General features: G+C 54.5%; 18 protein-coding genes and 1 tRNA gene. 8 read left to right on the forward strand and 11 right to left on the reverse strand.

Features of this window, described 5'->3' with window-relative positions; translation table 11 throughout:
- Positions 1-14 precede the first annotated feature (14 nt).
- The 6 genes from MKJ04_RS04495 to MKJ04_RS04520 all read left to right on the forward strand — a co-directional run bounded on the left by MKJ04_RS04495 (position 15) and on the right by MKJ04_RS04520 (position 7,490).
- Positions 15-1,247 carry an ROK family protein gene (locus tag MKJ04_RS04495; RefSeq protein WP_241639719.1) on the forward strand — a complete coding sequence of 411 codons (1,233 nt, stop codon included), beginning with the start codon at positions 15-17 and terminating at the stop codon, positions 1,245-1,247.
- A gap of 168 nt (positions 1,248-1,415) precedes the next feature.
- Positions 1,416-2,393: an isoaspartyl peptidase/L-asparaginase family protein gene (locus MKJ04_RS04500; protein ID WP_241639721.1), complete on the forward strand. Its 978-nt coding sequence runs from the start codon at positions 1,416-1,418 to the stop codon at positions 2,391-2,393.
- Positions 2,374-3,138 (forward strand): copper homeostasis protein CutC, encoded by a 765-nt coding sequence (locus MKJ04_RS04505; RefSeq protein WP_241639723.1) that lies wholly within the window; start codon positions 2,374-2,376, stop codon positions 3,136-3,138. The genes MKJ04_RS04500 and MKJ04_RS04505 overlap by 20 nt, the downstream gene beginning before the upstream one ends.
- Before the next feature lie 191 nt (positions 3,139-3,329).
- Entirely contained in the window at positions 3,330-5,180 is a 1,851-nt protein-coding gene (locus MKJ04_RS04510) for an alpha-L-fucosidase (protein ID WP_241639725.1), read from the forward strand.
- A 22-nt stretch (positions 5,181-5,202) separates the two neighbouring features.
- The gene (locus MKJ04_RS04515; protein ID WP_241639728.1) at positions 5,203-6,399 is read left to right on the forward strand and encodes a carbohydrate-binding family 9-like protein; all 1,197 of its coding nucleotides are present in this window, start codon (positions 5,203-5,205) and stop codon (positions 6,397-6,399) included.
- Entirely contained in the window at positions 6,396-7,490 is a 1,095-nt protein-coding gene (locus MKJ04_RS04520; protein WP_241639730.1) for a family 10 glycosylhydrolase, read from the forward strand. The genes MKJ04_RS04515 and MKJ04_RS04520 overlap by 4 nt, the downstream gene beginning before the upstream one ends.
- A gap of 96 nt (positions 7,491-7,586) precedes the next feature.
- Here MKJ04_RS04520 and hpf read toward each other — a convergent pair whose 3' ends face one another.
- The 3 genes from hpf to MKJ04_RS04535 all read right to left on the reverse strand — a co-directional run bounded on the left by hpf (position 7,587) and on the right by MKJ04_RS04535 (position 9,076).
- On the reverse strand, positions 7,587-7,892 hold the full coding sequence (hpf, locus tag MKJ04_RS04525; protein WP_241639732.1) for a ribosome hibernation-promoting factor, HPF/YfiA family: 306 nt from the start codon (positions 7,890-7,892) through the stop codon (positions 7,587-7,589).
- 132 nt (positions 7,893-8,024) lie between these two features.
- Positions 8,025-8,825, reverse strand: a complete 801-nt coding sequence (locus MKJ04_RS04530; RefSeq protein WP_241639734.1) for a membrane or secreted protein — start codon at positions 8,823-8,825, stop codon at positions 8,025-8,027.
- Between the two features lie 107 nt (positions 8,826-8,932).
- Complete coding sequence (locus MKJ04_RS04535) at positions 8,933-9,076, reverse strand: hypothetical protein (RefSeq protein ID WP_241639736.1); 144 nt, start codon at positions 9,074-9,076, stop codon at positions 8,933-8,935.
- A 226-nt stretch (positions 9,077-9,302) separates the two neighbouring features.
- Here MKJ04_RS04535 and MKJ04_RS04540 point away from each other — a divergent pair, with 226 nt between their 5' ends.
- Entirely contained in the window at positions 9,303-12,005 is a 2,703-nt protein-coding gene (locus tag MKJ04_RS04540) for a T9SS type A sorting domain-containing protein (protein WP_241639738.1), read from the forward strand.
- Between the two features lie 160 nt (positions 12,006-12,165).
- On the opposite strand, the gene MKJ04_RS04545 is transcribed toward MKJ04_RS04540, so the two are convergent.
- Positions 12,166-12,618: a DUF1569 domain-containing protein gene (locus MKJ04_RS04545; protein ID WP_241639739.1), complete on the reverse strand. Its 453-nt coding sequence runs from the start codon at positions 12,616-12,618 to the stop codon at positions 12,166-12,168.
- Between the two features lie 314 nt (positions 12,619-12,932).
- Between MKJ04_RS04545 and thrA the strand changes: the two genes are divergently transcribed.
- Positions 12,933-15,335: a bifunctional aspartate kinase/homoserine dehydrogenase I gene (gene thrA, locus MKJ04_RS04550; protein WP_241639740.1), complete on the forward strand. Its 2,403-nt coding sequence runs from the start codon at positions 12,933-12,935 to the stop codon at positions 15,333-15,335.
- 347 nt (positions 15,336-15,682) lie between these two features.
- Here the strand turns inward: thrA and MKJ04_RS04555 are convergent, their stop codons facing one another.
- From MKJ04_RS04555 to MKJ04_RS04585, 7 genes are all read right to left on the reverse strand, one after another.
- Complete coding sequence (locus MKJ04_RS04555) at positions 15,683-17,008, reverse strand: sensor histidine kinase (protein WP_241639741.1); 1,326 nt, start codon at positions 17,006-17,008, stop codon at positions 15,683-15,685.
- Between the two features lie 263 nt (positions 17,009-17,271).
- Positions 17,272-17,799, reverse strand: a complete 528-nt coding sequence (locus tag MKJ04_RS04560; RefSeq protein WP_241639742.1) for a YcxB family protein — start codon at positions 17,797-17,799, stop codon at positions 17,272-17,274.
- 234 nt (positions 17,800-18,033) lie between these two features.
- Positions 18,034-18,894, reverse strand: a complete 861-nt coding sequence (locus MKJ04_RS04565; RefSeq protein ID WP_241639743.1) for a hypothetical protein — start codon at positions 18,892-18,894, stop codon at positions 18,034-18,036.
- Positions 18,895-19,328: 434 nt separating this feature from the next.
- Positions 19,329-19,916 carry an ADP-ribosyltransferase gene (locus MKJ04_RS04570; RefSeq protein ID WP_241639744.1) on the reverse strand — a complete coding sequence of 196 codons (588 nt, stop codon included), beginning with the start codon at positions 19,914-19,916 and terminating at the stop codon, positions 19,329-19,331.
- Positions 19,917-20,159: 243 nt separating this feature from the next.
- Positions 20,160-20,236 (reverse strand) — tRNA-Arg (locus MKJ04_RS04575).
- 72 nt (positions 20,237-20,308) lie between these two features.
- The gene (locus MKJ04_RS04580) at positions 20,309-21,028 is read right to left on the reverse strand and encodes a TVP38/TMEM64 family protein (protein WP_241639745.1); all 720 of its coding nucleotides are present in this window, start codon (positions 21,026-21,028) and stop codon (positions 20,309-20,311) included.
- 198 nt (positions 21,029-21,226) lie between these two features.
- Entirely contained in the window at positions 21,227-21,478 is a 252-nt protein-coding gene (locus MKJ04_RS04585; RefSeq protein ID WP_241639746.1) for a hypothetical protein, read from the reverse strand.
- Between the last annotated feature and the right edge of the window lie 2 nt (positions 21,479-21,480).

Here is a 21,480-nt window from a genome sequence, read left to right on the forward strand (position 1 = left end):
AGCCCAATATTTTGATGGATCAGAAAGTAATGCCAGACAAGCAGGAGATATATAAGCGGAACGTGATCAAGCAACTGTACTTCGCCGGGGAGCTCTCCTGTGCCGACCTTAGCGTCCTCACCCAGAAAAGCGTGCCCCTCACGGCGCGGGTGCTGAACGAGCTGATCAGCGAGGGAGCTGTGGTCGAGAAAGGATACGCCACGTCCACGGGCGGCAGGAGGCCCCAGATGTATTCCCTGAAGCCAGACCTGCTATATGTGGTCTCGGTGGCGATGGACCAGCTGGTGACGCGCATCACGCTGCTGGACATGCACAACACCTACGTGGGCGAGGTGCAGCTGATTGAGCTGCCGCTGGCCAACAACCCGGATGCCTTGGCGCAGCTAACTCGCCATTTGCAGGAGTACATCCGGCAGACCGGGATTCCGAGGGAGAAGATCATCGGCGTGGGCATCGGAATGCCCGGCTTTGTGGATGTGACCAAAGGCGTGAACCACTCTTTCCTGAAAACGGACCAGGGCAGTATCGTCAGCTACATAGAGGCTGCCATCGAAATCCCGGTGCTGATCGACAACGACTCCAGCCTGGTGGCGCTGGCTGAGCAGAAGCTGGGGGCGGCCAAGGGCAGGCAGAATGTGATGGTGCTGAGCATTGGCTGGGGCATTGGCCTGGGTATGATCCTGAACGGTTCCTTGTTCAGGGGGCACAACGGCTTTGCCGGAGAGTTCAGCCATATCCCCCTCTTCTCGAACAACAAGCTGTGCAGCTGCGGCAAAAGTGGCTGCCTCGAAACGGAGACCTCCCTGCTTGTGGTGGCCGAAAAAGCCATCAAGGGCTTGAAAGAGGGTAAAGTGTCGATGCTGCAGGGGCTCACGCTGGACACTATGGAGCAAGTTTCCAACGCCATCATGGAGGCCGCGCTGAAGGGCGACAGGTTTGCCATCGAGCTGTTTTCAGAGACGGCCTATAACATTGGCCGGGGCGTGGCCACGCTCATTCACCTGCTGAACCCGGAGCTGATTGTGCTGAGCGGCCGCGGCTCGTTGGCCGGAAAGCTCTGGATGGCCCCCATACAGCAGGCGATCAACGAGCACTGTATTCCGAAGATCGCCGAAAACACCGCCATCGAAATCTCCTCCCTGGGCTATCAGGCAGAGATAATCGGCGGGGCGGCCCTCGTGATGGACCACTACGACACGCTGGATACCGTGAGCGAACGACCGGGGGGCAACCTCATGCTGGCATAGCAAGCGCATCCCATACCCCTAACAAAAAATCAATGTTTCACACTTTAACCTGCTTGATGCTCTGGGCCATACCCGCGTGGAGCCAGGAGGTAGACATGCCCCGCATCGACAGTATGGCGCGAGGCACAGGGGGTATAAAATAGGTAACAAATTAGCAAGCAGACATATATGAGTAGCAGACGAAAGTTTATGAAATTATCCGCTTTAAGCGCGACGTTGCTGGGCACGGGCTTCCACTTTGAGAAAGCGTTTGGCGGCTCGCTGGGCAGAGCGAAAAGCAACAAGCCTGTCGTGATTTCGACCTGGGACCACGGCATGCCCGCCAACGAGGCGGCCTGGAAGATCCTGTCTAAAAGCGGCAGTGCCCTGGACGCGGTGGAGGCGGGCGTGCGCGTGCCCGAAGGCGACCCCAAGGTGCGCACCGTAGGGTATGGCGGCTATCCTGACCGGGAAGGCCGCGTAACCCTCGACGCCTGCATCATGGACAAGGACAGCAACTGCGGTTCGGTGGCTTTTCTGCAGCACATCAAGCACCCGATCTCGGTGGCCCGCAAGGTGATGGAAGACACGCCGCACGTGATGCTGGTAGGAGAAGGCGCGCTGCAGTTTGCCCTGGCAAAGGGTTTTAAGAAGGAGAACCTCTTAACGCCCGCCTCTGAAAAAGACTGGAAAAACTGGCTCAAAGAGTCGAAGTACAAGCCGGTCATCAACATCGAGAACCACGACACCATCGGGATGCTGGCCCTCGACGCCAACGGCGACCTGGCCGGTGCCTGCACCACCAGCGGGGCTTCCTACAAAATGCACGGCCGCGTGGGCGATTCCCCCATCATTGGCGCGGGCCTGTTTGTGGACAACGAGATCGGCGCGGCCACGGCAACTGGCTTGGGCGAAGCCGTGATCCGGATGGTGGGCAGCCACCTGGTAGTGGAACTGATGCGGCAGGGCAACTCGCCGGAAGATGCCTGCCGCCTGGCAGTGGAGCGCATCATCGCCAAGCAAAAAGACGTGAAAGACCTGCAGGTGGGCTTTATCGCCCTGAACAAAAACGGGGAGTATGGCGGCTACTGCATTCACAAAGGCTTTAACTACGCCATACAGGATGCCTCCGGGAAAAAGCTGATCGATGGAAAGTACAAGCTCTAAGCAGGAACTGACGCTGGAGATCTGCATCGACTCCGTTGCCTCGGCCATGGCGGCACAGCAGGGAGGCGCTCACCGGGTAGAGCTGTGCGATTACCTGGCCGGTGGTGGCACCACGCCCAGCGCCGGTATGATCGAGGTTGTCCGGAAGCATCTATCCATCGGCCTGCACGTGCTGATACGCCCGCGCAGAGGCGATTTCCTGTACTCAGAGCAGGAGTTCGAGATCATGAAAAAGGACATTGCGGTATGCAAAGCGCTGGGCGCCGACGGCGTCGTGATCGGGATGCTGCACAAAGACGGCACAATAGACACCGCCCGCACGCAGGAGCTGATCGCGGCGGCCGGTACCATGAGCGTTACCTTTCACCGGGCCTTCGACCTGACACCCGACCCCTACCGGGCGCTGGATGATTTGCTGCAACTGCAGGTGCATCGCCTGCTCACGTCGGGCCAGCAGGAAACGGCGCTGCAGGGCGCATCCCTGATCCGGGAGCTGCACGAGCGGGCGTCCGGGAAGCTGATCGTGATGCCGGGAAGCGGGGTGAAGCCAGAGAACGTCCGGGAGATCGTGGACAGAACCGGCGTGAGCGAGGTGCATGCCTCCGTCCGGAAGCCGATAGAAAGTGATATGCTGTTCCGCAAAGATTATCCACCCATGTCCGGCAGCAGCAACGTGTCAGAGTTTGAGCAGTTGGTAGCCGATGCGGAGCAGGTAAAGGCGATGCGTAAAGTCTTTGAAGTATAGCCGAAGTATAAAAGCACTGCCAGCGCAGGTATGGCTCTTGCGGGCCAGTCGGGTTGCAAACCCGACAGTATGAAAGGACAGAGGTCTGAAGACTTGCGCCATAGTATCACCAAAGTACCAATAGGGATATATGCGAAGCAGTATGGCTTCAGCGCCGGGAGCATAGAAGCCAGCGCACATTTACATTTGATATGATAAAAAAGCACACGTTATTATTCTTCATCTTCTTTGTTCTCAGCGGCCATGTTGCCTCTGCGCAGGTCAGAAATGCCACGCCGCAGGACAGCACTAAAATGCAGTGGTTCGGCGACGCCAAGCTCGGGATCTTTATCCACTGGGGCATCTACGCAGTGAACGGGATTCCGGAGTCGTGGTCGTTTTTCAACAACTACATCAGCCACACGGATTATATGAAGCAGCTCGACGGGTTCACGGCGGCAAAGTACAAACCGGAAGAGTGGGCCAGGCTGATCAAAGCCTCCGGGGCGCGCTATGCCGTCATCACCACCAAGCACCACGACGGCGTGGCGCTCTGGGACAGCCGGATGGGCGGCATCAATACCAAAAGCCATACCCCCGCGCGGCAGGATGTGCTCACGCCGTTTGTAAAAGCGCTGCGGAAGGAAAACCTGAAAACCGGCCTCTACTTCTCGCTGCCCGACTGGAGCTACCCGGACTATGACGTGGCATCGCGCACGAAAAAACGCTATACCCTGGCACAAGAGCCGCGCCGCTGGGAGAAGTTCCGGACATACTATCAGGGCCAGCTCCGGGAGCTTTCCGAGCGCTACAACCCCGACCTGTACTGGTTCGACGGCGACTGGGAGCACAGCGCCGAAGAGTGGGAGTCGGGGCAGGTGCGGGACATGCTGGTGGGCTACAACAAAAACGTGATCATCAACTCCCGCCTGAGCCATTACGGCGACTACGCCACTCCCGAGCAGGGCGTGCCCGTGATCAGACCCCAGGACCCTTACTGGGAACTCTGCCTGACCATGAACGACTCCTGGGGGTACTCCCCCCACGACCGGCATTACAAAAGCCCCAACCAGATCATCCGCACGCTGGCCGACTGCATTGGCAACGGCGGCAACCTGCTGCTGGACATCGGCCCGAAGCCGGACGGCACGATACCAGAGGAGCAGGCGGCGATTTTAAAAGAGCTGGGCCGCTGGACGAAGAAACACGAGGAGGCGATTTTCGGCACGGTGGCCGGTATACCGGAAGGGCACTTCTACGGAAACACCACCCTGTCCAAAGACCGCAGGACTTTATACCTCTTCGTCACCAGTCAGGGAACGGAGTCGGTGCGGGTGCGGGGGCTGGCATCGCCGGTGAAAGGTATAAAAGTGGTGGGTAACCATACCGCGCTTCCGCATGAAAAGCAGGGCAATGCTATCTTTATCAACGTGCCCGCCAGGGAGTATGACCCGGAAGTGACCGTGCTGGCGCTAACCTTTGACGAGCCGCTGCGACTGACCTCGCCGGAGCCCGCCAAATTAACGCTGACTGCCCTCCAGAAAGCGGGTAGGAGCGATGCCGAGCAGGACAGCCGGAGGCTCCGGCTGCTGGCCGATAATGTACAGGCGGGGCACAACCCGTTTCAGCAGACCGCTCTGCAAGCCGACGGGGAAGGGGTGGCGCAACTGAAACTGAAGGATGCCGAAACAGCGCGCTGGGTACAGCAACACGCCGAAGCCCTTTACCATACCCAACCCGGGCTTCCGGCGGGCCACTACAACGGAGCCACCGCGTTGTCGGAGGACAGGCAGACGCTGTTCCTTTTTGTGGAAGGGAAGCCCTCGGGGCCGATTGCGATAAAAGGCCTGAAAAACAAGGTGCAGCGCATCCGGGTGGTGGGCAACGGCACCCTGCTGCCCCACCAGATTTTCAACAAGCAGTACTGGAGCGATATCCCCGGCATTGCCTACATCGATGTGCCCGCCGATCTGCTCGACCCGCACCTGACCGTGCTCGCGCTGCTGCTGGACGGTCCGGCAGAACTCTACCGCGAAGACATCAAACCCATAGAAAGCAACTAAACACTACGCCATACCCTATCTTTTGAAAACAACGAAATTATACCGGCAGCTCGTCCATACCGTTTCTCAGGCGTTAGGGTATAGCCTGGCTTTGGGCCTTGTGCTTATATCCCCAACTGCCCGGGCGCAGGCAACGAAACCGCAGGCTGTCAGGAGTGCCCAACAGGCCGATGTCCCTTTTAAGGGTCTGGAGCACCTTTTCACGGAGCCGAGGCATTATATCACCACCTTCGCGGCGCAGTCACCCACGATAGACGGGCACCTAAACGAGGAGGTATGGCAACGGGCAGTCTGGACGGAAATGTTCACCGACATTGAAGGGAGCAAAAAGCCGGAACCGACCTACCCGACGCGCGTGAAGATGACCTGGGACGATGAGTACCTCTACATCGCCGCCGAGCTGAAAGAGCCGCATGTATGGGCGAACCTCACCAACCACGACGAGGTGGTATACCACGACAACGACTTCGAGGTATTTCTGGATCCGGACAACGATACCCACCAGTATTTTGAAGTGGAGGTAAATGCCCGCAACACCGTTTTCGACCTGTTCCTGCCCAAGCCATACCGCAATGGCGGCGGCGCGCTGATTGCCTGGGACCTGCATGGGCTCAGGTCGGCGGTGCAGGTACAGGGCACGTTAAACGACCCCTCAGACACCGACCAGGGCTGGACGGTGGAGATGGCCATTCCGTTCCGCTCTGTTTCCATCGGCAACCATACCCTAAAGCCGGAAGACGGCATGCTGTGGCGTATCAACTTTTCGCGGGTGCAGTGGGACACGGAGGTGGTGGATGGCCGGTATGTGAAGCGCCGGAACGCCGCCGGAAAGCCGCTGCCAGAGCACAATTGGGTATGGACGGAGCAGGGCGTCATCAACATGCACTACCCGGAGCGGTGGGGCTATTTATACTTCAGCCGCCAGCAGGATGCCAGCGCGCCCGTTGCCTTCGCGTTGCCTTACGCCGAGAAACAGAAGCGCTATCTGTGGCTTGCCTACTACCGGCAGAAGGCCTATTTCGCGAAGCACGGGCAGTATAGCACCTCCCTGAAGGAACTGGGGATCCCGGACGCAAGCTTAGCCCTAGACGGCCAGCCCAATGCATTGAAACTGGAAGCCGGCAAGCTGCAGTTTACAGTCGCCATACAGGGGCCGGACGGCCGGGTATGGGGCATCAACCAAAATGGATTTGTACACACGTTAAAGCGCTTACCATGAACACACGGAGAGATTTCCTGAAAGCAGGAGCCCTGGCAGGGTTGGCAACGGCTATACCTGCCGCTTCTTTTGCCGCTACACCCGCTACGGAGGCTAAAAAGCAACCGCTCAGGCATTGGGTATGGATCAGGCCGAAAGCAACTGACAAGGAGGCGGAGCTTCGGCAGCAGTATCGGCGGTTTTACGAGGCCGGTATACGGGGCGTCTTCTTCGAGGCCGACAGCGAGAAGCATTTCAGGATAGCCAAGGAAAACAAGCTGGAGGCGCACCGCTGGATGTGGACCATGAACCGGGGAGAGCAGGAATTGCTGAAAGCCCACCCCGAATGGTATGCCCGCAACCGCAAAGGCGAGTCGTGTGCCGACAATCCGCCCTACGTGAACTATTACCGCTGGCTGTGCCCCTCGCGCGAGGAGGTGAAACACTACCTGGCCGCCGATGTGCGCCAGATCCTGAGCAAAGACTACATCGACGGCATCCACCTGGACTATGTGCGTTTCTGCGATGTGATTCTGCCCGTAAACCTCTGGGATAACTATAAAATTGAGCAGACCAAAGAACTGCCGGAGTATGATTACTGCTACTGCGAGGTATGCAGGGCAAAGTTCAAGGAATGGCGCGGGCAGGCGATAGGTGATATTGCCTACCCGGAGGCCAGCCTGTCGTGGCGCCTGTTCCGCTACAACGCGATAAACGGCATCGTGAATCACCTGGCCGAGGTAGCCAAAGAAAAAAAGAAGCCCATCACAGCAGCCGTATTCCCGACCCCCGAAGTGGCCCGCCGCATCGTGCGCCAGGACTGGACCAACTGGAACCTGGATGGGGTATGCCCGATGATCTACCACGGCTTTTACAAAGAAGACGTCCGCTGGATAGGCGACGCCGTGGCAGAGGGAGTCCATTTCCTGAGCGGCAAGTTTCCGCTCTATGCCGGTTTATACCTTCCCGACTTTAAAACCGACGCAGAACTGCAACAGGGGATGACGTATGCCCTGGCCAACGGTGCCAAAGGCATCTCCCTGTTCGGCGATGTAAGCGACAGCGTGCTGCTGGCGCTGGAAAGGGCGTCGGCTTCGGTAAAGGGCAGCTAGCCGGACTTTGCGCTTCGTCACCCGCAGAAACGGCAAACCCGCTGCAATTTAGTTTTACCTAAGCTGCAGCGGGTTTGCCGTGTTGTTGCGCCGTGCTTATTTCTTCTCCAGCTGGCGCTTGAGCTTTGTTTCCACGTTTTTCAGGAGCTCATACCAGTTGTCGCCTTCGTCCTGGGCAAACACATCGTTTCCGGGCACGCCCACGCGCATGTGCAGGCTCTTGGCCTTGGTGGCATGACTGGCTTCCTCCTTAAAATACACATCCACCGAGTCGATTTTCTTCATGTGGCGCTTCAGTTTGGTGATGGTCTCGCGCACCTGCTGCTGTATCGCATCCGAAATCTCGATGTCAACGGCTTGTATGTCTAGTTTGATTCCTTCAAAATTCTCTGTATAGTTCATGTTGTTTTCCTTTTTGATAAATGCAATCGCCAGCTGTTCCGCTGACGGGGTTCAGCATTTAAACGCAAGGAGCAGACTTTGGTTAGTGGCCAGCCCGCCAGCCAGTTTCCGCGAAGAGCCGCCATCTATACATTAATGGCTGGGTTGCCCGCGTTCCCATACCTCTTTAATGGGCTTGCCTGCGCTGCTGTGGCCGCTGTGCACCCATTTGCCATCCTCAACAGCATAATCGAACGCCAGGGTGGCCCCTACGCGGCTTGGGTCTCTGGAGAAAAAGTCAATGTGCTCCGTGTATTTCCCGTTTGTGGTGGTGTACGTGCCGCCGCCCGTGCCCGAAAACTGCTTTGTTTCCGTATTGAAGGCGATCCACTGGAAACGCCCCCCTGTCAGGATTTTAAGCGTTTTGCGTGGGCCGCGCTGCATGGGGTGCAGGGTGCCCTCCGCATCGGCCCGGGCCGTAATCTGCCAGGTGCCCGCCAAAGGCGAGGGGGATTTGTCGGGAGTAGCCACCAGTTCCCAGGTTTGTTGCCAGTTCGTTCCTTTTTGAGTGCCCGCCGTTTGCAGCTGCCCGGCCTGCAGGGTATAGGCTAGGGTTTGTGCAGTGCCGACTGCCGCCGAGTCGAAGGTGTTATACATGAAGTGCTGCGTTATCTTTCCGGCTGCGGCGGTATATGTGCCCCCATAAGTGCCGATGAACTGTGGCGCAGCGGTGCTAAAGTATGCCACCGAAAAGTAGCCGTCCTGCATTAACGCGATTGCGGTGGCACCTGCCGGGATGTCGGCGAAAGGGGTGGTGCCGGAGGCCAGCTTCCAGGCGCCAGCCAGTGTTTCCTGCTTTGTTTCTTCCGTAGCCTGCCCGTGAGGCTGCCAAAGGTGGAGCGCCATGGAACTCGTCAGCCACAGCAAAGCACCGAGAATTGATGTATGAATCATGTGCATAGCCATTTGTGTATAGGTATGGTTTTTAAACGAACGCCATGGTTTTGGGTTAATCGATATTCCTTCCCGCCCGCTTCACAGAGCTGTTTGCTGTCTGCAAGCTATACCCCAAACTGGCTCAGGTGGTGGTCCAGGTGTTTGTAAAACATGTTGTTCCACTCTTGGCTGCTCAGGCGGCCGAAGGAGTGCGATTCCTGCCAGTGCGTGTTGCCGCTGACTGACTTGTGCAACTGTGTTGGCGGCATATACCTCATCGCATGAATTTTATCCGGTTAAATCACAAGAAAAATTACATTAGTAAATTTACTTATATTAATATTTTGTAATATCTATGTATTCGGAACCCAGTGAACCAGTGAAAGTCTGGCGATTTGCAAAGCAGGGGTGCCTTTTATACACCGTGCAACCCGGTTCTATTCCGGGTGCAGGTATAAAATGAATCTTTTGGAAGCGAAATTTAAACAAACTCTGATGAAAACATTCTTTACAAAAAGCATTATTCTCCTCTTCTTCGCCTGTTGGTATAGTCAGTTGGGGTATGGCCAGTCGTGGCAGGCCCTAGGCCAGGTAGAGTCCAGTGAAGTGGATTATACCAACCTGGTGCTGGATACGAACGGAACCCCCTTCATCGCCTATGTGCGTGGTGCCACTGGCCAAAAGGTTACCGTCAGAAAGTTTGATGGGCTTGATTGGGTAACTGTCGGGTCGCCGGACGTTTCAGCCGGAGTGGCCATGTTTGTCAGCCTGACGCTGGACGCCAGCGGAGCGCCTTACGTGGCTTACACAGATGGGACAGAAGGGTATAAAATCACCGTCAGGAAATTCAACGGCAACAGTTGGGTAACCGTAGGGGTACCCGGTCTTTCGGCAGGGGCGGCTGTGCAGAGCAGTATAGCGGTGGATGCAAACGGTATACCCTATGTCGCTTACGCAGATGACGTAAACGGGCAAAAAGCCACGGTGATGAAGTATGATGGCAGCAGGTGGGTAGCGGTTGGGCAAGCTGGCCTTTCAGCCGGGAGGGCCAACTTTACCAGCCTGGCCTTGGATGCCAACGGCACCCCGTATGTTGCCTTCGCGGGACAAGGAAACCACGGGGACGAATACAAAGCCACCGTGATGAAGTATAACGGGATTGGTTGGGAGAGCGTCGGGCCAACTGGCTTTTCAGTGGGAGAGGCGCGCTTTACCGACCTCACCCTGGATGCGGGCGGAAATCCTGTTGTCGCTTTTGCGGATTATGGGCTGGGCGGCAAGGTTTCGGTGATGCGGTATAGCGGCAGTAGCTGGGTTACAGTAGGCGGGCCCGGTTTTTCGGCCGGGGTGGCTGCCTTCGTTTCTGTAGCGCCCGACGGCAACGGAAACCCCTTTGTAGCCTACCAGGACATGGCAAACGGAGGAAAAGCCACCGTGATGCGGTACACGGACAATAACTGGTTGAACGTTGGCACAGCTGGCTTTTCCGTGGAGGGCGCTACCTATACCAGCCTTGCCCTGAGCGCCAGCGGCACCCCGTTTATCGCCTTTGGGAATATGGGGGAGACGAATAAAGTGCATGTGATGAAGTTTGCAGCCGGGCAGCTTGCCATCACCGCGCAGCCGGTGGCATCCCCGGCGGCTGGCGGCGCGAATAAAAGCTTCACCGTGACCGCCTCTGGGGCCAACCTAACCTATCAGTGGCAGGAAAAGCGAAACAGCGACACGTTTACGGATGTAGCCGATGGCGGCGTATACAGCGGGGCCAACACGGCCAGCCTAACCCTTTCCAAAGCCCCTGTTTCCATGCAGGGCTACCAGTACCAGGTGCGCGTCAGCAACGGTGAAACGGTCACGTCAGCCCCCGTTGCCTTATCCGTTGAGGTGCCTGCCTTCGACAACACCCGCACCTGGCAACAGGCAAATGCAGCCGGGCCATCCGTGTTCAGGACGACTTTCGCGGCTATAACCCTCGATGCTCATGGCACTCCCTACGCCGCTTTCCGGGATGAAACCAACGGTGGCGAAAAAGCCACGGTCATGAAACTGGACGGCACCCAGTGGGTACCTGTCGGGGAAGCAGGGTTCTCCGCCGGACGGGTATATAGTATGAGCATAGCGCTGGATGCCAGCAACGTCCCGTTCGTGGCTTACATGGATGGGGTAAATGGCAACAAAGCCACCGTGATGAAGTTTAATGGCACTGCCTGGGAAACGGTAGGGAATGCGGGCTTTTCGGCGGGGGAAGCCTTTGCGCCTTCTTTGGCCCTGGATGCCAGCGGCACCCCCTTTGTGGCGTATACCGACCGTGCGAACGGAGACAAGACAGCCGTGAAAAAATACAGCCAAGGCCAATGGCAGGATGTGGGCGAGCCCGGGCTATCCGATGGGGGAGCGTGGCATCATTCCCTGGCCCTGGATGCTAGCGGTACACCCTTTGTTGTGTTCATGGATGGAAGGAACCGGGCCAAGGTCAGGAAATATACCGACGGCAACTGGGAAGACGTTGGAGTAACTGACTTTGTAGCAGGCGAGTTTGGAGTTTTTCACCTGGCCCTGGACGCAAACGGAACGCCCTATATGGCCTATGAGGATAGAGAAAACAGCAACAAAGGGATAGTGAAGCGCTACAACGGCAGCGATTGGGTAACGGTAGGGGGAGCCAGCTTTTCAGACGCGTGGGCCCAGTATGCCAGCCTGGCCCTGGATGCCGCTGGTATTCCATTCGTGGCCTTTTACGATGGGGCAAACAGTGGCAAAGCCACAGTCAGGAGATACAACGGAACAGGCTGGGAAAACGTCGGGACAGCTGGCTTTTCTGCCGGGGAGACCCAGTTCTTCAACCTGGCCCTGTCCGCCAACGGCACCCCGTTTGTATCCTTTCGGGATTATGCAAACCTAGGCTCGGCCACCGTGATGAAGTTTGCCGCCGCCGGGCTGGTAACCGCCATACCCCGGCAAGAGCAGGAAACACTGCGCGTGTACCCAAACCCAGCCAACAGCTACCTGACCATTCACGCGGAGAGTATCATCGATCAGATCAGCCTGATAAACAGCTTAGGGCAGACAGTGTTGACAGGGCGGGGCGGTGAAACACAGATCCAACTGAACCTGGAGACGCTTGCCGCTGGCATGTACATCGCCGTCATCACCGCTAATAACAAGGTATACAACCGACGGGTCGTGGTAACACGGTAAGGAGAGCAAGTCAGGCAGGCCTGAACAAAAAACCGTGATAGGTGTAGCCTGTCTGCCTGGTGCCATCCTCGACCTCAAGGTATACGTCGAGAGCGGTTTATACCCCCTTGTGCTATCCGCATGCGCTGGCACGAGGGGGTATAAACCCCGGCTTTCGGGGCTATACCCCGAACTGGCTCAGGTGATGATCCAGGTGTTTGTAAAACATGTTGTTCCACTCCTGGCTGCTCAGGCGGCCGAAGGAATGCGATTCCTTGTTTTGGAAGTGCGCCGCGCCCAGTTCCTGCGTCTTCTGGATGTACCGGATCAGGCGGCTTCTCTCCGCCTCAAAGTCTTTGTCTCCTCTGATGATAAACTCGGGTGCCGTGCGGCCGTTTCGCTTGTAGGGCTTCTCATTCACCACAAACTTTTTCACGAACAGGGTTAGCAGCAGCCGCTTCACCGGATTGGGCTTGGGGTGGTTCTGCTCATACACAAACTCATACGTAACGTTGCAATGCGCCAGCATCTGGTCCACGGTCATCTTCCCCCAAAGCCCTTTCGTGTCTGGGTGTAGCTGGTTGATGCGGCTAGTCAACTCCGCTGCGTCTGCCTGGGCGAATACGTTTTTCATGGCTGATGTGCTTTTTGGTGTATACCTTTGGCCTACAAGGTAGCCAAATTATACGGCGGTTGCCATCCTGTATGCTGGCATTCGCCGCTGAACCGTTTACCGGGGCAGAGGCTTTCCGGTGGACGCGAAGGCATACGGCCACAAAAGGTGCATGGCACTTCCTGTTCCGACGTATACGGAGCTTCGGGCCGCCTAATTTAACTGGCTATCTGCTTGTTTTACCGGCAAAACAATGAGAATTTGCCTGCATAACGCAACAGCAGCGGGGAAGAGGGGCCAGGGAGTCAGGGATTTGATTGAAAAAGATTGAAAGAATGAAGGTGTTAAAATTTGGAGGCAAGTCGTTGAGCAACGGCGCGCCGATTGAAAGTGCGATCAGCATCATAAAAAGAGAAGCCGCCACAGACGCCGTGGCGGTGGTTGTCTCGGCCAGAGGGCAGAGCACCAACCTGCTCCTGAGCCTCTACGCGGAGGCCGTGCAAGGCGAGAACTTCGACAGTGAATTTGAAGCGTTCGTTGCGTTGCAGCACATCCCCGGCCTGGGCGTGGACACGGATGCCTACCTGCAGGAACTGAAGGCGGTTCTTCAGGCGCTCCAACTGATCGGTATGGAAAATGACCGGGCCCGGGACAGGGTACTGGCCTTCGGCGAAGTGATCAGCGCCCAGACAGTGGCAGGGCTTTTAAAAAGAGAAGGCCTGGATGCCGTTTTCGTGGATGCCCGGCAGCTGATCGACGCCACGTGCCAGGGCAACGAACCCACCGTTGACTTCGCCAGCTCAGCCAAAAAAACGAAGGACTTCTTCCTGTCACTCAAGGCGCACCAGGTGCCGGTCATCACGGGGTTCATCGCCGCCGACCCGGAAGGCAAAACCATCACACTCGGCAGAAACGGGAGCAACTATACCGCCACCCTGATCGCCAGCTTCATCCAGGCATCGGAGGTGCAGAACTGGACGGATGTGGACGGGGTATACACCGCCAGCCCGAAGTATGTGAAAAACGCGCAGCGCATACCCTACCTGAGTTACCGCGAGGCCAACGAGCTGGCGAATTTCGGGGCCAACGTGCTGCACTCCAAAACCATCCTGCCCCTCATGGAAAGCGGCATTCCGCTCAAGGTTTTCAACAGTTTTGCCCCCAACCTGCAGGGCACCCTGATTGATAAGAAAGGCGCCGGGAAAGGAATCAAAGCCGTGTCTACCATCGAAGAGGTGTCGCTGGTGAGCCTGGAGGGGCGCGGGCTACTCGGAAAAGTGGGTATAGACGCCCGCATTTTCAGCGCCCTGAGCAGCCGGAGCATCAGCGTGCGGCTGATCTCGCAGGCATCCTCTGAACGCGGGATCGGTTTTGTGATCAACAAGGAAGATGCCGCCGTGGCCGAGGATGTGCTCACCTCAGAATTCAGGGAAGAACTGGCCAGCGGCGACATTTCCTGCATTCAGATAGAGAGCGACAAAGCGATCATCGCGATTGTGGGCCGGCATAACTACGCGCTCGAGAAAGCCATTTATGGCCTGCGGCGCAACAAAATCTGGATGTACCTGATCAGCAACAGCATCAACGGGGAGCATATCTCGCTAGTGGTAGACAATAAGTCGCTGAAAAAGGCCGTGAACGTGGTGCACAACCAGGTATTCGGGGCCATCAAAACGCTGCACCTGTTTGCCTTTGGCAAAGGCACCGTGGGCGGCAAACTGCTGGACCAGATCATCGAGACCGGGGACGAGGTGGAGAAGCGCCGCAACCTGAAGATCAACATTGTAGGCGTGGCCGACTCCGGGAAGATGATCTTTAACGAGGACGGTCTGGGCAATAGCTGGCGGCAGGAGTTGGCGGCAAGCACAGACGAGAGCGATTTCAACGCCATCATCGAGCGTTTGAAGGCCTCCGGGCTGGAGAACATCGTGATCGCCGACAACACTTCGTCGCAGGCCCTCACGGAGCTATACCCCGACATTGTGAACAGCGGGTTCGACATTGTGGCCTCGAACAAGAAGGCCAACTCCATCTCCTATGATTTCTACCAGAACCTCCGCAGTATCCTGAAGCGCAGAGGCAAGCTGTTTTACTACGAAACCAACGTAGGCGCAGGCCTCCCGCTCATCGACACCATCAAGCACCTGCACAACTCCGCAGATAAGATTAAGCGGATACGCGGGGTGTTCAGTGGCTCGCTGAGCTATATCTTCAATAACTACTCGGTGGCCGAGAAGCCCTTTTCAGCGGTGCTTTCCGAGGCCCGCGACAAAGGCCTGACAGAGCCAGACCCGCGCGAAGACCTGAGTGGCCTGGACGTGGCCCGCAAGCTCATCATCCTGGCCCGTGAAGTAGGGCTGCGGTCTGAGTTGGAAGATGTTGCCATCGAGAGCCTCGTGCCGGCATTTGCTGCCGATGCAGTAGACTATACTGCGTTCCTGTCCAAAAAAGAGGAGATAGACGCGTATTTTGAGCAGATCAAGCGTAGCCTTCAGCCTGATGAGGTGTTGCGCTATGTGGGCGATCTGGAAGTAGCCGAAAACAAGCTGACGGTGTCGCTGGTGAAGGCATCCAAAAACTCTCCCCTGGGCAGCATCAAAAACGCCGACTCCATCTTTGAGATCTTCACGGAAAGCTACGGCGCACAGCCCATCGTTATTCAGGGCGCAGGCGCAGGCGCCGAAGTGACGGCCAGGGGCGTATACTCCGACCTGCTGCGGATCGGGGGCCAGTATTGATTTCGCTGGCGCTGTAGAAATAAACCACCCCGCCTGCGGCACCCCTCCTTGAGAAAAGGAGGGGAATAAATTACGCTTGTAGCAATTTTTTCTTGGGGCAGGGGCCCTCTTGGAAGTGTAGGTAAATCAGGATGGGGGTTTATGCAGCTTTTGTAAATTACAACTTGGCTTACCAGTAGAGGCCGACCAACTAATCCACTGTTTCCTTTTCGTGTAGTGTACACTCCCCTCCTTTTTTCAAGGAGGGGTGCCGCAGGCGGGGTGGTTTTAAACAGGGCAGTTCATTGCAGCTTGCATTAGTACACTGCTATTTAGTAGCCGAAAGCTGACGAAGTGTTCAACTCACCTTATGCAGATAGCGGCAGTTTTATGGTGAATTCTGTGAATTCGCCCTCTTCTGACTCGACCGTGATTTCGCCTTTGTGCCCTTTGGTAATGATCTCGTAGCTCAGCGACAGCCCCAGCCCGATGCCCTGGCCCGTGGGTTTGGTGGTGAAAAAAGGCTGCATGATCTTCGAGCGGATGTTCTCGGGAATGCCGCAGCCGTTGTCGCGGACGCGCAGTTCTACGCAGTCGGGCTTTCTGGAGGTGGTTACCTGCACCAGGGGCTGGTAGCCTTCCTGGGCTGAGATGGTTTGTTTTTGCTGAACGGCATAAAACGCGTTGTTGAATAGGTTGAGCAGCACCCTGCCAATGTCCTGCGGCACCACATACAGCTTTGGGATTGCGCTGTCGAAGTGCGTTTCCAGCTTGGCATTGAAGCTTTTGTCTTTTGCCCGCAGGCCGTGGTAGCTGAGGTGCAGGTACTCGTCGGCCATGGCGTTTAGGTCGGTTGTTTCTTTTTGGCCGGTACTGCTCCGGGAGTGCTGCAGCATACCCTTTACAATGGCATCTGCCCGTTTGCCGTGGTGGTTTATCTTCTGCAGGTTGTGGGTCAGGTGCTGTATAATTTCCTCGGCGTTTTCTTTCTCAGTTTCCGGCAAACTGTGCAACGGGCCAGTTTGCAGTTCCTCTACCAGTTCCGAGCTTACCTCCGAGAAGTTATTGACGAAGTTCAGCGGATTCTGGATTTCGTGGGCGATGCCTGCGGTAAGCTCGCCGAGCGAGGCCAGCTTTTCCTGCTGGATCAGCTGTGCCTGAATCACTTTAAGTTCCTGCAGGGTTTCCTGCAAGGCGTCCTTTTGCTGCGTCAGTTCCGCGGTACGCTCCGCAACCAATACCTCCAGCTCGGCTTTTCGGTCGGTGACCAGCTTCAGTTCCTGCTGCTGCTTTTTGGAGTTTTCCCATCGGGCAAAAATCCAGATAAAGGAGCCCACAATGGCAAAATCAAAGAAACCGGACTTAGAGTTATAAAACGTAGGCACCAAAAAGGCGGCGATGCTGCTTAAAAGCCCTGCTGCCACCAAGGGGTAATTGGCCTGCATATAGGGGCGGAATTCATACAGGTCGGGCTGTTTGTCCAGGTATAGCAAAAGGCCAAGCAGGAGCATGCTTCCTATAAAGATGCTTTCTGCCCCATCGAAAAAACCGGAGACCACCAAAAACAAAATGGGGATAACCCACCTCGAAAAGGTTAGCAGGCTCTGCCATTTTATATACACAGGCACGTCTTTCAGCAGCTTCCGGAAACGCCGTATCAGCAAAAAGCCAGCAAGGAAAAAAAACAGATGCATGCCCGTGTCTTCTCAGTTCAGAATAAATCGGATGGCATCGCCGCACAGCAAGGTATACCCCTCAACTTTACCGTAGACATCCTGATGAAGTTACGGAATGTAATTTAAATTATATGGAATATGGTTATGGTTTCTTTGGGCAGGAGGGAAGGGTTTTCGGTAAACAGCGGTTTGTTATTTGAGTTTTATATACGAGAAGGGGAAGCTGTGAAGGGTTTTATACAGGATCGCATACATAAAAATGACTGGATGCATATTGCCAGTTACTGCTTCAGCAGCTTGTGCTTCAGGTGCTTATGAGACGCAATTAGTTTCCGAAGCGTTTGTAGGTGCTCCTCGCTTTCCATAGCGGCTTTTGGGACCAGATTCGCGGCTGAACTATTCTGAAACAGTATAAACCATTGTTTCGTTTCCTGCACCTTGTGGAAGGCCTTCCACGTCAGGTCAGACTCAAAGCTGCTGCCTTTCAGATGCACGCCTGTACCAGAGAAGGTATAGGTAATGGGTTCATGCACACTGCTAGTGGTCGCATAGCTTCTTTTGCTCTGGCTATAAACACCCCAGCAAATCAGCCCCACCATACCTGGCAAAATCAGCAAGGACATTCCCTGCTCAATTATATTTCCTTGCTCATACTCAGAGATGCCCGTTAAAACCGTCCCTAGCAAAGAGATCAGGAATGCAAAACCCAGAACCCCCACAAACACTTTCACTAAAGGTCTGCTAAAGAAATACCTAAAGTTGAACCTAATGAAATCCTGCTGCGTGAGCTGCGCGCTAACCTGTACCATGGGGTCAATTATATGTGCTAATATAGAAGATTTCCAATATTTTGATACATGAAACGGCACATTTATATAGCTAACCTTGTGCAAAAGAGAAAACTACTCGGCAATTCTGGTTGGCAGGAAGCAAAGGGCTGGCGGGGCTTGACCCGCTGCTTTTCCTCGTCCCAGCCATGTTCTTTCGGAGGAACTGCTATAGGGATGTCGGCTCATCGTATGGCTTCATGATCACTTAATATCCTATTTGCATAGATAAGAACGGGTCACAACGAGAGAGTCATATGAAACGTCGTTGACAAAGCTACCGTCGTAATCGATTTGAGAACTGGTTATTCGGGTCGGCATCCCCGCTCCGTTCAATTTGTAGGCGTAGTTAGTAACCGATCGAAAGTCTTCTTCAGAAGGTCTTGTCAGGGTAGCCCTTTTCACCAGGTTTTTGGAGGGAGTCCCTGCATCATAACTGAGACCGAAAACGCTGTTGTATTCTATAGGGAAAGCCGGTTTGTCCAGGTAATACTCATAAGCGAAGTGGTCAACAAAGTAACCATTTGTTCCATACTCAACTACCATATTGGTCAGGTTCCCGTTGGTGTACTCGTAGGTTTTAACGCTGGTTTCTGTCCTCCCCCGTTCCTCTTTGGTCCTGGTGGTCTTTACAATGTTCCCCTTGCTGTCATACTCATATGCGATCAGCACAGTAACGCCGCCGTTGGCACCTGTAGTCACTTTCTTCCACTTCTCTTGAGGATCATACTCCAGGACCATCTCCCATACAACCTCCGTACCCTTGAAAGTCTGCATTCTGCTGATCTTGCCAGCGGGGTTGCGCTCGTACTTATCGACAAGCTCTGGTTCATCCCCGTAAGCGTAAGTTACGGATGCAATCCGACCGTTGGCATCATATGCCACAGTAGCTGTTCGGTCATTGAGGCCGCTGAGGGAGCTTCTGTTCTCTCCGAGCAGCGTGCAGGGGGCAGCCGCTTCACCTGCAGCAGGGGTTGGGTCTCCCTTGTCTTCTTTTCCACAGGCGGTGGCAAAAAGCAGGAAGAGGGAGAAAGCTGCCGTAAGGCAGGATAAGCGGGACGGGGTAAGGGTTTTCATACTTAAGTTTGTTTTATATGCCCTAAATATATATAAAGAATTTTATATATGTTTAGGGGCAGAATAATATTTATTTCCCCTCCCTGCCATTCGTGAAGGATTAGCACAAATTCTGCTTTATACCCTGTATCCCGCGCTGGGCAACCTGACCCCGAGCGAGTGGCCGCCGGAAGGCAGAAGTGGACATATGGAAAACTCCTCCCGTGGCACAGAGCCTGCGCAGCAAATTTACCACATGACCACTTCATAGTGGTGGTAGTAAAGAGTGAGAAAAGTCTCAGTTGAACTGTCCGAAAAACGGGGTACTTACAATCTGGAACAGGGAGTCTAAGTGCTTGAATTGCTCTTCTATTGATAAAGTACTTTTACCTTATATATAAAGTTTGTGGAACCGCTCTGCGATCATGAAGAGGCATTTGGTGCAAATGACCGAGCTATATCTCACCCGTATCGAACAGGCTTGGTATATCATTTTCGTCACAAATGATATTATTTGCATGTTCATATATCTCATTAACTTCCTCGTCTTGCAAAAAAACTTCTCTTAAAATTACAATAGGGGAGGGCGCTTCGCTGACCTCTTCAAGTTCAACAAAACGTTTCTCTGTCACTCCGGTGATTTTGAAAATAGTGTTAGGCAGAAACAAAACCTCAGCCTCACCCGGTTTTCTCACTATCTTGGATATGTCTCTTCCTGCTGATGACGAAGAAGTGGCTATCCGATAAACCGTAGCAGCATTGTTAAAATCTCTCATGGATGAGGACAGGAAGTTAGGGAATTGTATAAACTCCCCGATACGTTTGTTGAACCAAACTGCTATGGCTTCAAAAGGAATCCCAGTATAAAGGTCTTGTGCGAGCACAATCTGTGAATTATGAGGTGGAAGGGTATTTAACTCATTTTTTATGGTTTCCACAGCGACTCCGTAGCGTTCGTTGCTTCCACCCTCACCTCGGAGGTAAGTATTTACTTCTCTAGCAAGTTGACCAGCATACTGATTGATGTAAGGGTGTGTGCTCATAGCAACTATAGGTTTTCAAGTAGTGTTTCTTGGCTGACATGGTAAATCGCCCTTTAGAAGGTATAATTATTCATTATTGCCTTACCATGCTTTCTGCTTGTGAAAATAATTTTACAAGAATTATAGAATTGCAAAATAGAACAATGTCTTGATATAGAAATAGTAAGGTGTGGTGAAAATGTGTGGTGAATAATAGTAAAAATGCCGCTAAGTAACTAAGTCTTAGCGGCATTTTATGTAAAGTGGTGGTCGCGAAGGGAGTCGAACCCCTAACCTTCTGATTCGTAGTCAGATGCTCTATCCAGTTGAGCTACGTGACCGTTTTTTCGTGTGATGATGGTGCAAAGTAAAGCCCTTTTTCCTTTATACGCAAGCCCTGAGGCAATATTTTGTTAACTTTTTCCGGCCGCTTTCTGCAGCGCGCGCTTCAGGGCACGGTCGAAGAGGAGGTAGAGGCCGCCTATCGAAATGATTATCAGCGCGATCACCAGCAGCTTGCCTCCCGTGCCGCTGTCCGGCGACTGCAGCACCGACAGCACATCCCGGGCCTGGGTGCCCACCCAGTAAAAGAAAAGCGTGCGCGGGAGCATGCCCACAATGCTGGCGATAAAGAATTTCCGCTTGTCTATCTGCAGCAGTGAGAGCACGAAGTTCATGAGGGCGAAGGGCAGCACCGGCGAAATGCGCGTCAGGATGATGAGTACCCAGCTCTCGTGGCGCAGCTCCTGCATCAGGATGCGGGCCTTCTCGAAGCGGTTTAGGAAGCTCATCATCTTGCCGTGGTCTATCAGCTGGGCCAGCGCATACCCCAGCAAGGCCGCGATGCCATACGATACCACAATGCCGGCAAAGCCGCCCCAGCCCAGATAAAAGCCGCTGACCAGCGCCACAAAAGTGGTCGGTGTCAGGGCGAAGGCCATCGTTACGGAGATGACTGCAAAGTAGAGCAGCATCTGCCCCCACGAGAGGTTCGCCAGCAGGTCCTGATACTGGTACAGCACCACCGCCAGGGTAGAGCTGACTACCACAGGCACCACCACCAAAAGCAGCATCGAGATAAAGGTTGAGGCATTTTCGCGCAAAAGTGCGCGCAGCACAGGAAGGACGTTCATGTAGGGGTATAAATTGTTTTTTTAATGATCACTCAACTTGAGCGGCAACAGGTATAGTATAAAATGGCTCACTCTCGATTCTGTTCACCTCAGAGCGTGTTGCTTTCTTTCAGATGTATACTTATGTATACTTAAAGATATATAACCGCCTTTGCTGTGTCTTCTGACCAGCAATCTGTTGGCAAAACGCGTTCGTCGTCAGGTATACGGGGCAGTCGCGCAACTTGGGTTAAGAGCGTGTTTAAAATTCATCTTTTGGGCTACAAAACGTCCATCAAGGGTTCTGACTTCACCTTTTTCGCTTTCAAAAATGAAATTTAAACTTGCTCTAATAGACGAAATACAAAAGACAAAAGATTTCAGGTACTTTGAAAGTGCATTCTGAAGGGGGAGGGCGGCAGTATAGCGGACGATGCCGTCTTCTGCCTTAATTTTTTTAACTTGCAGCATAC

Source organism: Pontibacter sp. E15-1 (genome assembly GCF_022601975.1).
GTDB lineage: Bacteria > Bacteroidota > Bacteroidia > Cytophagales > Hymenobacteraceae > Pontibacter.

What these genes read in the sequence shown, in the direction of transcription:
- MKJ04_RS04495 (WP_241639719.1), top strand. Translation starts at nt 15, where the DNA reads ATGGATCAGAAAGTAATGCCAGACAAGCAGGAGATATATAAGCGGAAC.
- MKJ04_RS04500 (WP_241639721.1), top strand. Translation starts at nt 1,416, where the DNA reads ATGAGTAGCAGACGAAAGTTTATGAAATTATCCGCTTTAAGCGCGACG.
- MKJ04_RS04505 (WP_241639723.1), top strand. Translation starts at nt 2,374, where the DNA reads ATGGAAAGTACAAGCTCTAAGCAGGAACTGACGCTGGAGATCTGCATC.
- MKJ04_RS04510 (WP_241639725.1), top strand. Translation starts at nt 3,330, where the DNA reads ATGATAAAAAAGCACACGTTATTATTCTTCATCTTCTTTGTTCTCAGC.
- MKJ04_RS04520 (WP_241639730.1), top strand. Translation starts at nt 6,396, where the DNA reads ATGAACACACGGAGAGATTTCCTGAAAGCAGGAGCCCTGGCAGGGTTG.
- hpf (WP_241639732.1), bottom strand. Translation starts at nt 7,892, where the DNA reads ATGAACTATACAGAGAATTTTGAAGGAATCAAACTAGACATACAAGCC.
- MKJ04_RS04530 (WP_241639734.1), bottom strand. Translation starts at nt 8,825, where the DNA reads ATGATTCATACATCAATTCTCGGTGCTTTGCTGTGGCTGACGAGTTCC.
- MKJ04_RS04535 (WP_241639736.1), bottom strand. Translation starts at nt 9,076, where the DNA reads ATGCCGCCAACACAGTTGCACAAGTCAGTCAGCGGCAACACGCACTGG.
- MKJ04_RS04540 (WP_241639738.1), top strand. Translation starts at nt 9,303, where the DNA reads ATGAAAACATTCTTTACAAAAAGCATTATTCTCCTCTTCTTCGCCTGT.
- MKJ04_RS04545 (WP_241639739.1), bottom strand. Translation starts at nt 12,618, where the DNA reads ATGAAAAACGTATTCGCCCAGGCAGACGCAGCGGAGTTGACTAGCCGC.
- thrA (WP_241639740.1), top strand. Translation starts at nt 12,933, where the DNA reads ATGAAGGTGTTAAAATTTGGAGGCAAGTCGTTGAGCAACGGCGCGCCG.
- MKJ04_RS04555 (WP_241639741.1), bottom strand. Translation starts at nt 17,008, where the DNA reads ATGCATCTGTTTTTTTTCCTTGCTGGCTTTTTGCTGATACGGCGTTTC.
- MKJ04_RS04560 (WP_241639742.1), bottom strand. Translation starts at nt 17,799, where the DNA reads ATGGTACAGGTTAGCGCGCAGCTCACGCAGCAGGATTTCATTAGGTTC.
- MKJ04_RS04565 (WP_241639743.1), bottom strand. Translation starts at nt 18,894, where the DNA reads ATGAAAACCCTTACCCCGTCCCGCTTATCCTGCCTTACGGCAGCTTTC.
- MKJ04_RS04570 (WP_241639744.1), bottom strand. Translation starts at nt 19,916, where the DNA reads ATGAGCACACACCCTTACATCAATCAGTATGCTGGTCAACTTGCTAGA.
- MKJ04_RS04580 (WP_241639745.1), bottom strand. Translation starts at nt 21,028, where the DNA reads ATGAACGTCCTTCCTGTGCTGCGCGCACTTTTGCGCGAAAATGCCTCA.
- MKJ04_RS04585 (WP_241639746.1), bottom strand. Translation starts at nt 21,478, where the DNA reads ATGCTGCAAGTTAAAAAAATTAAGGCAGAAGACGGCATCGTCCGCTAT.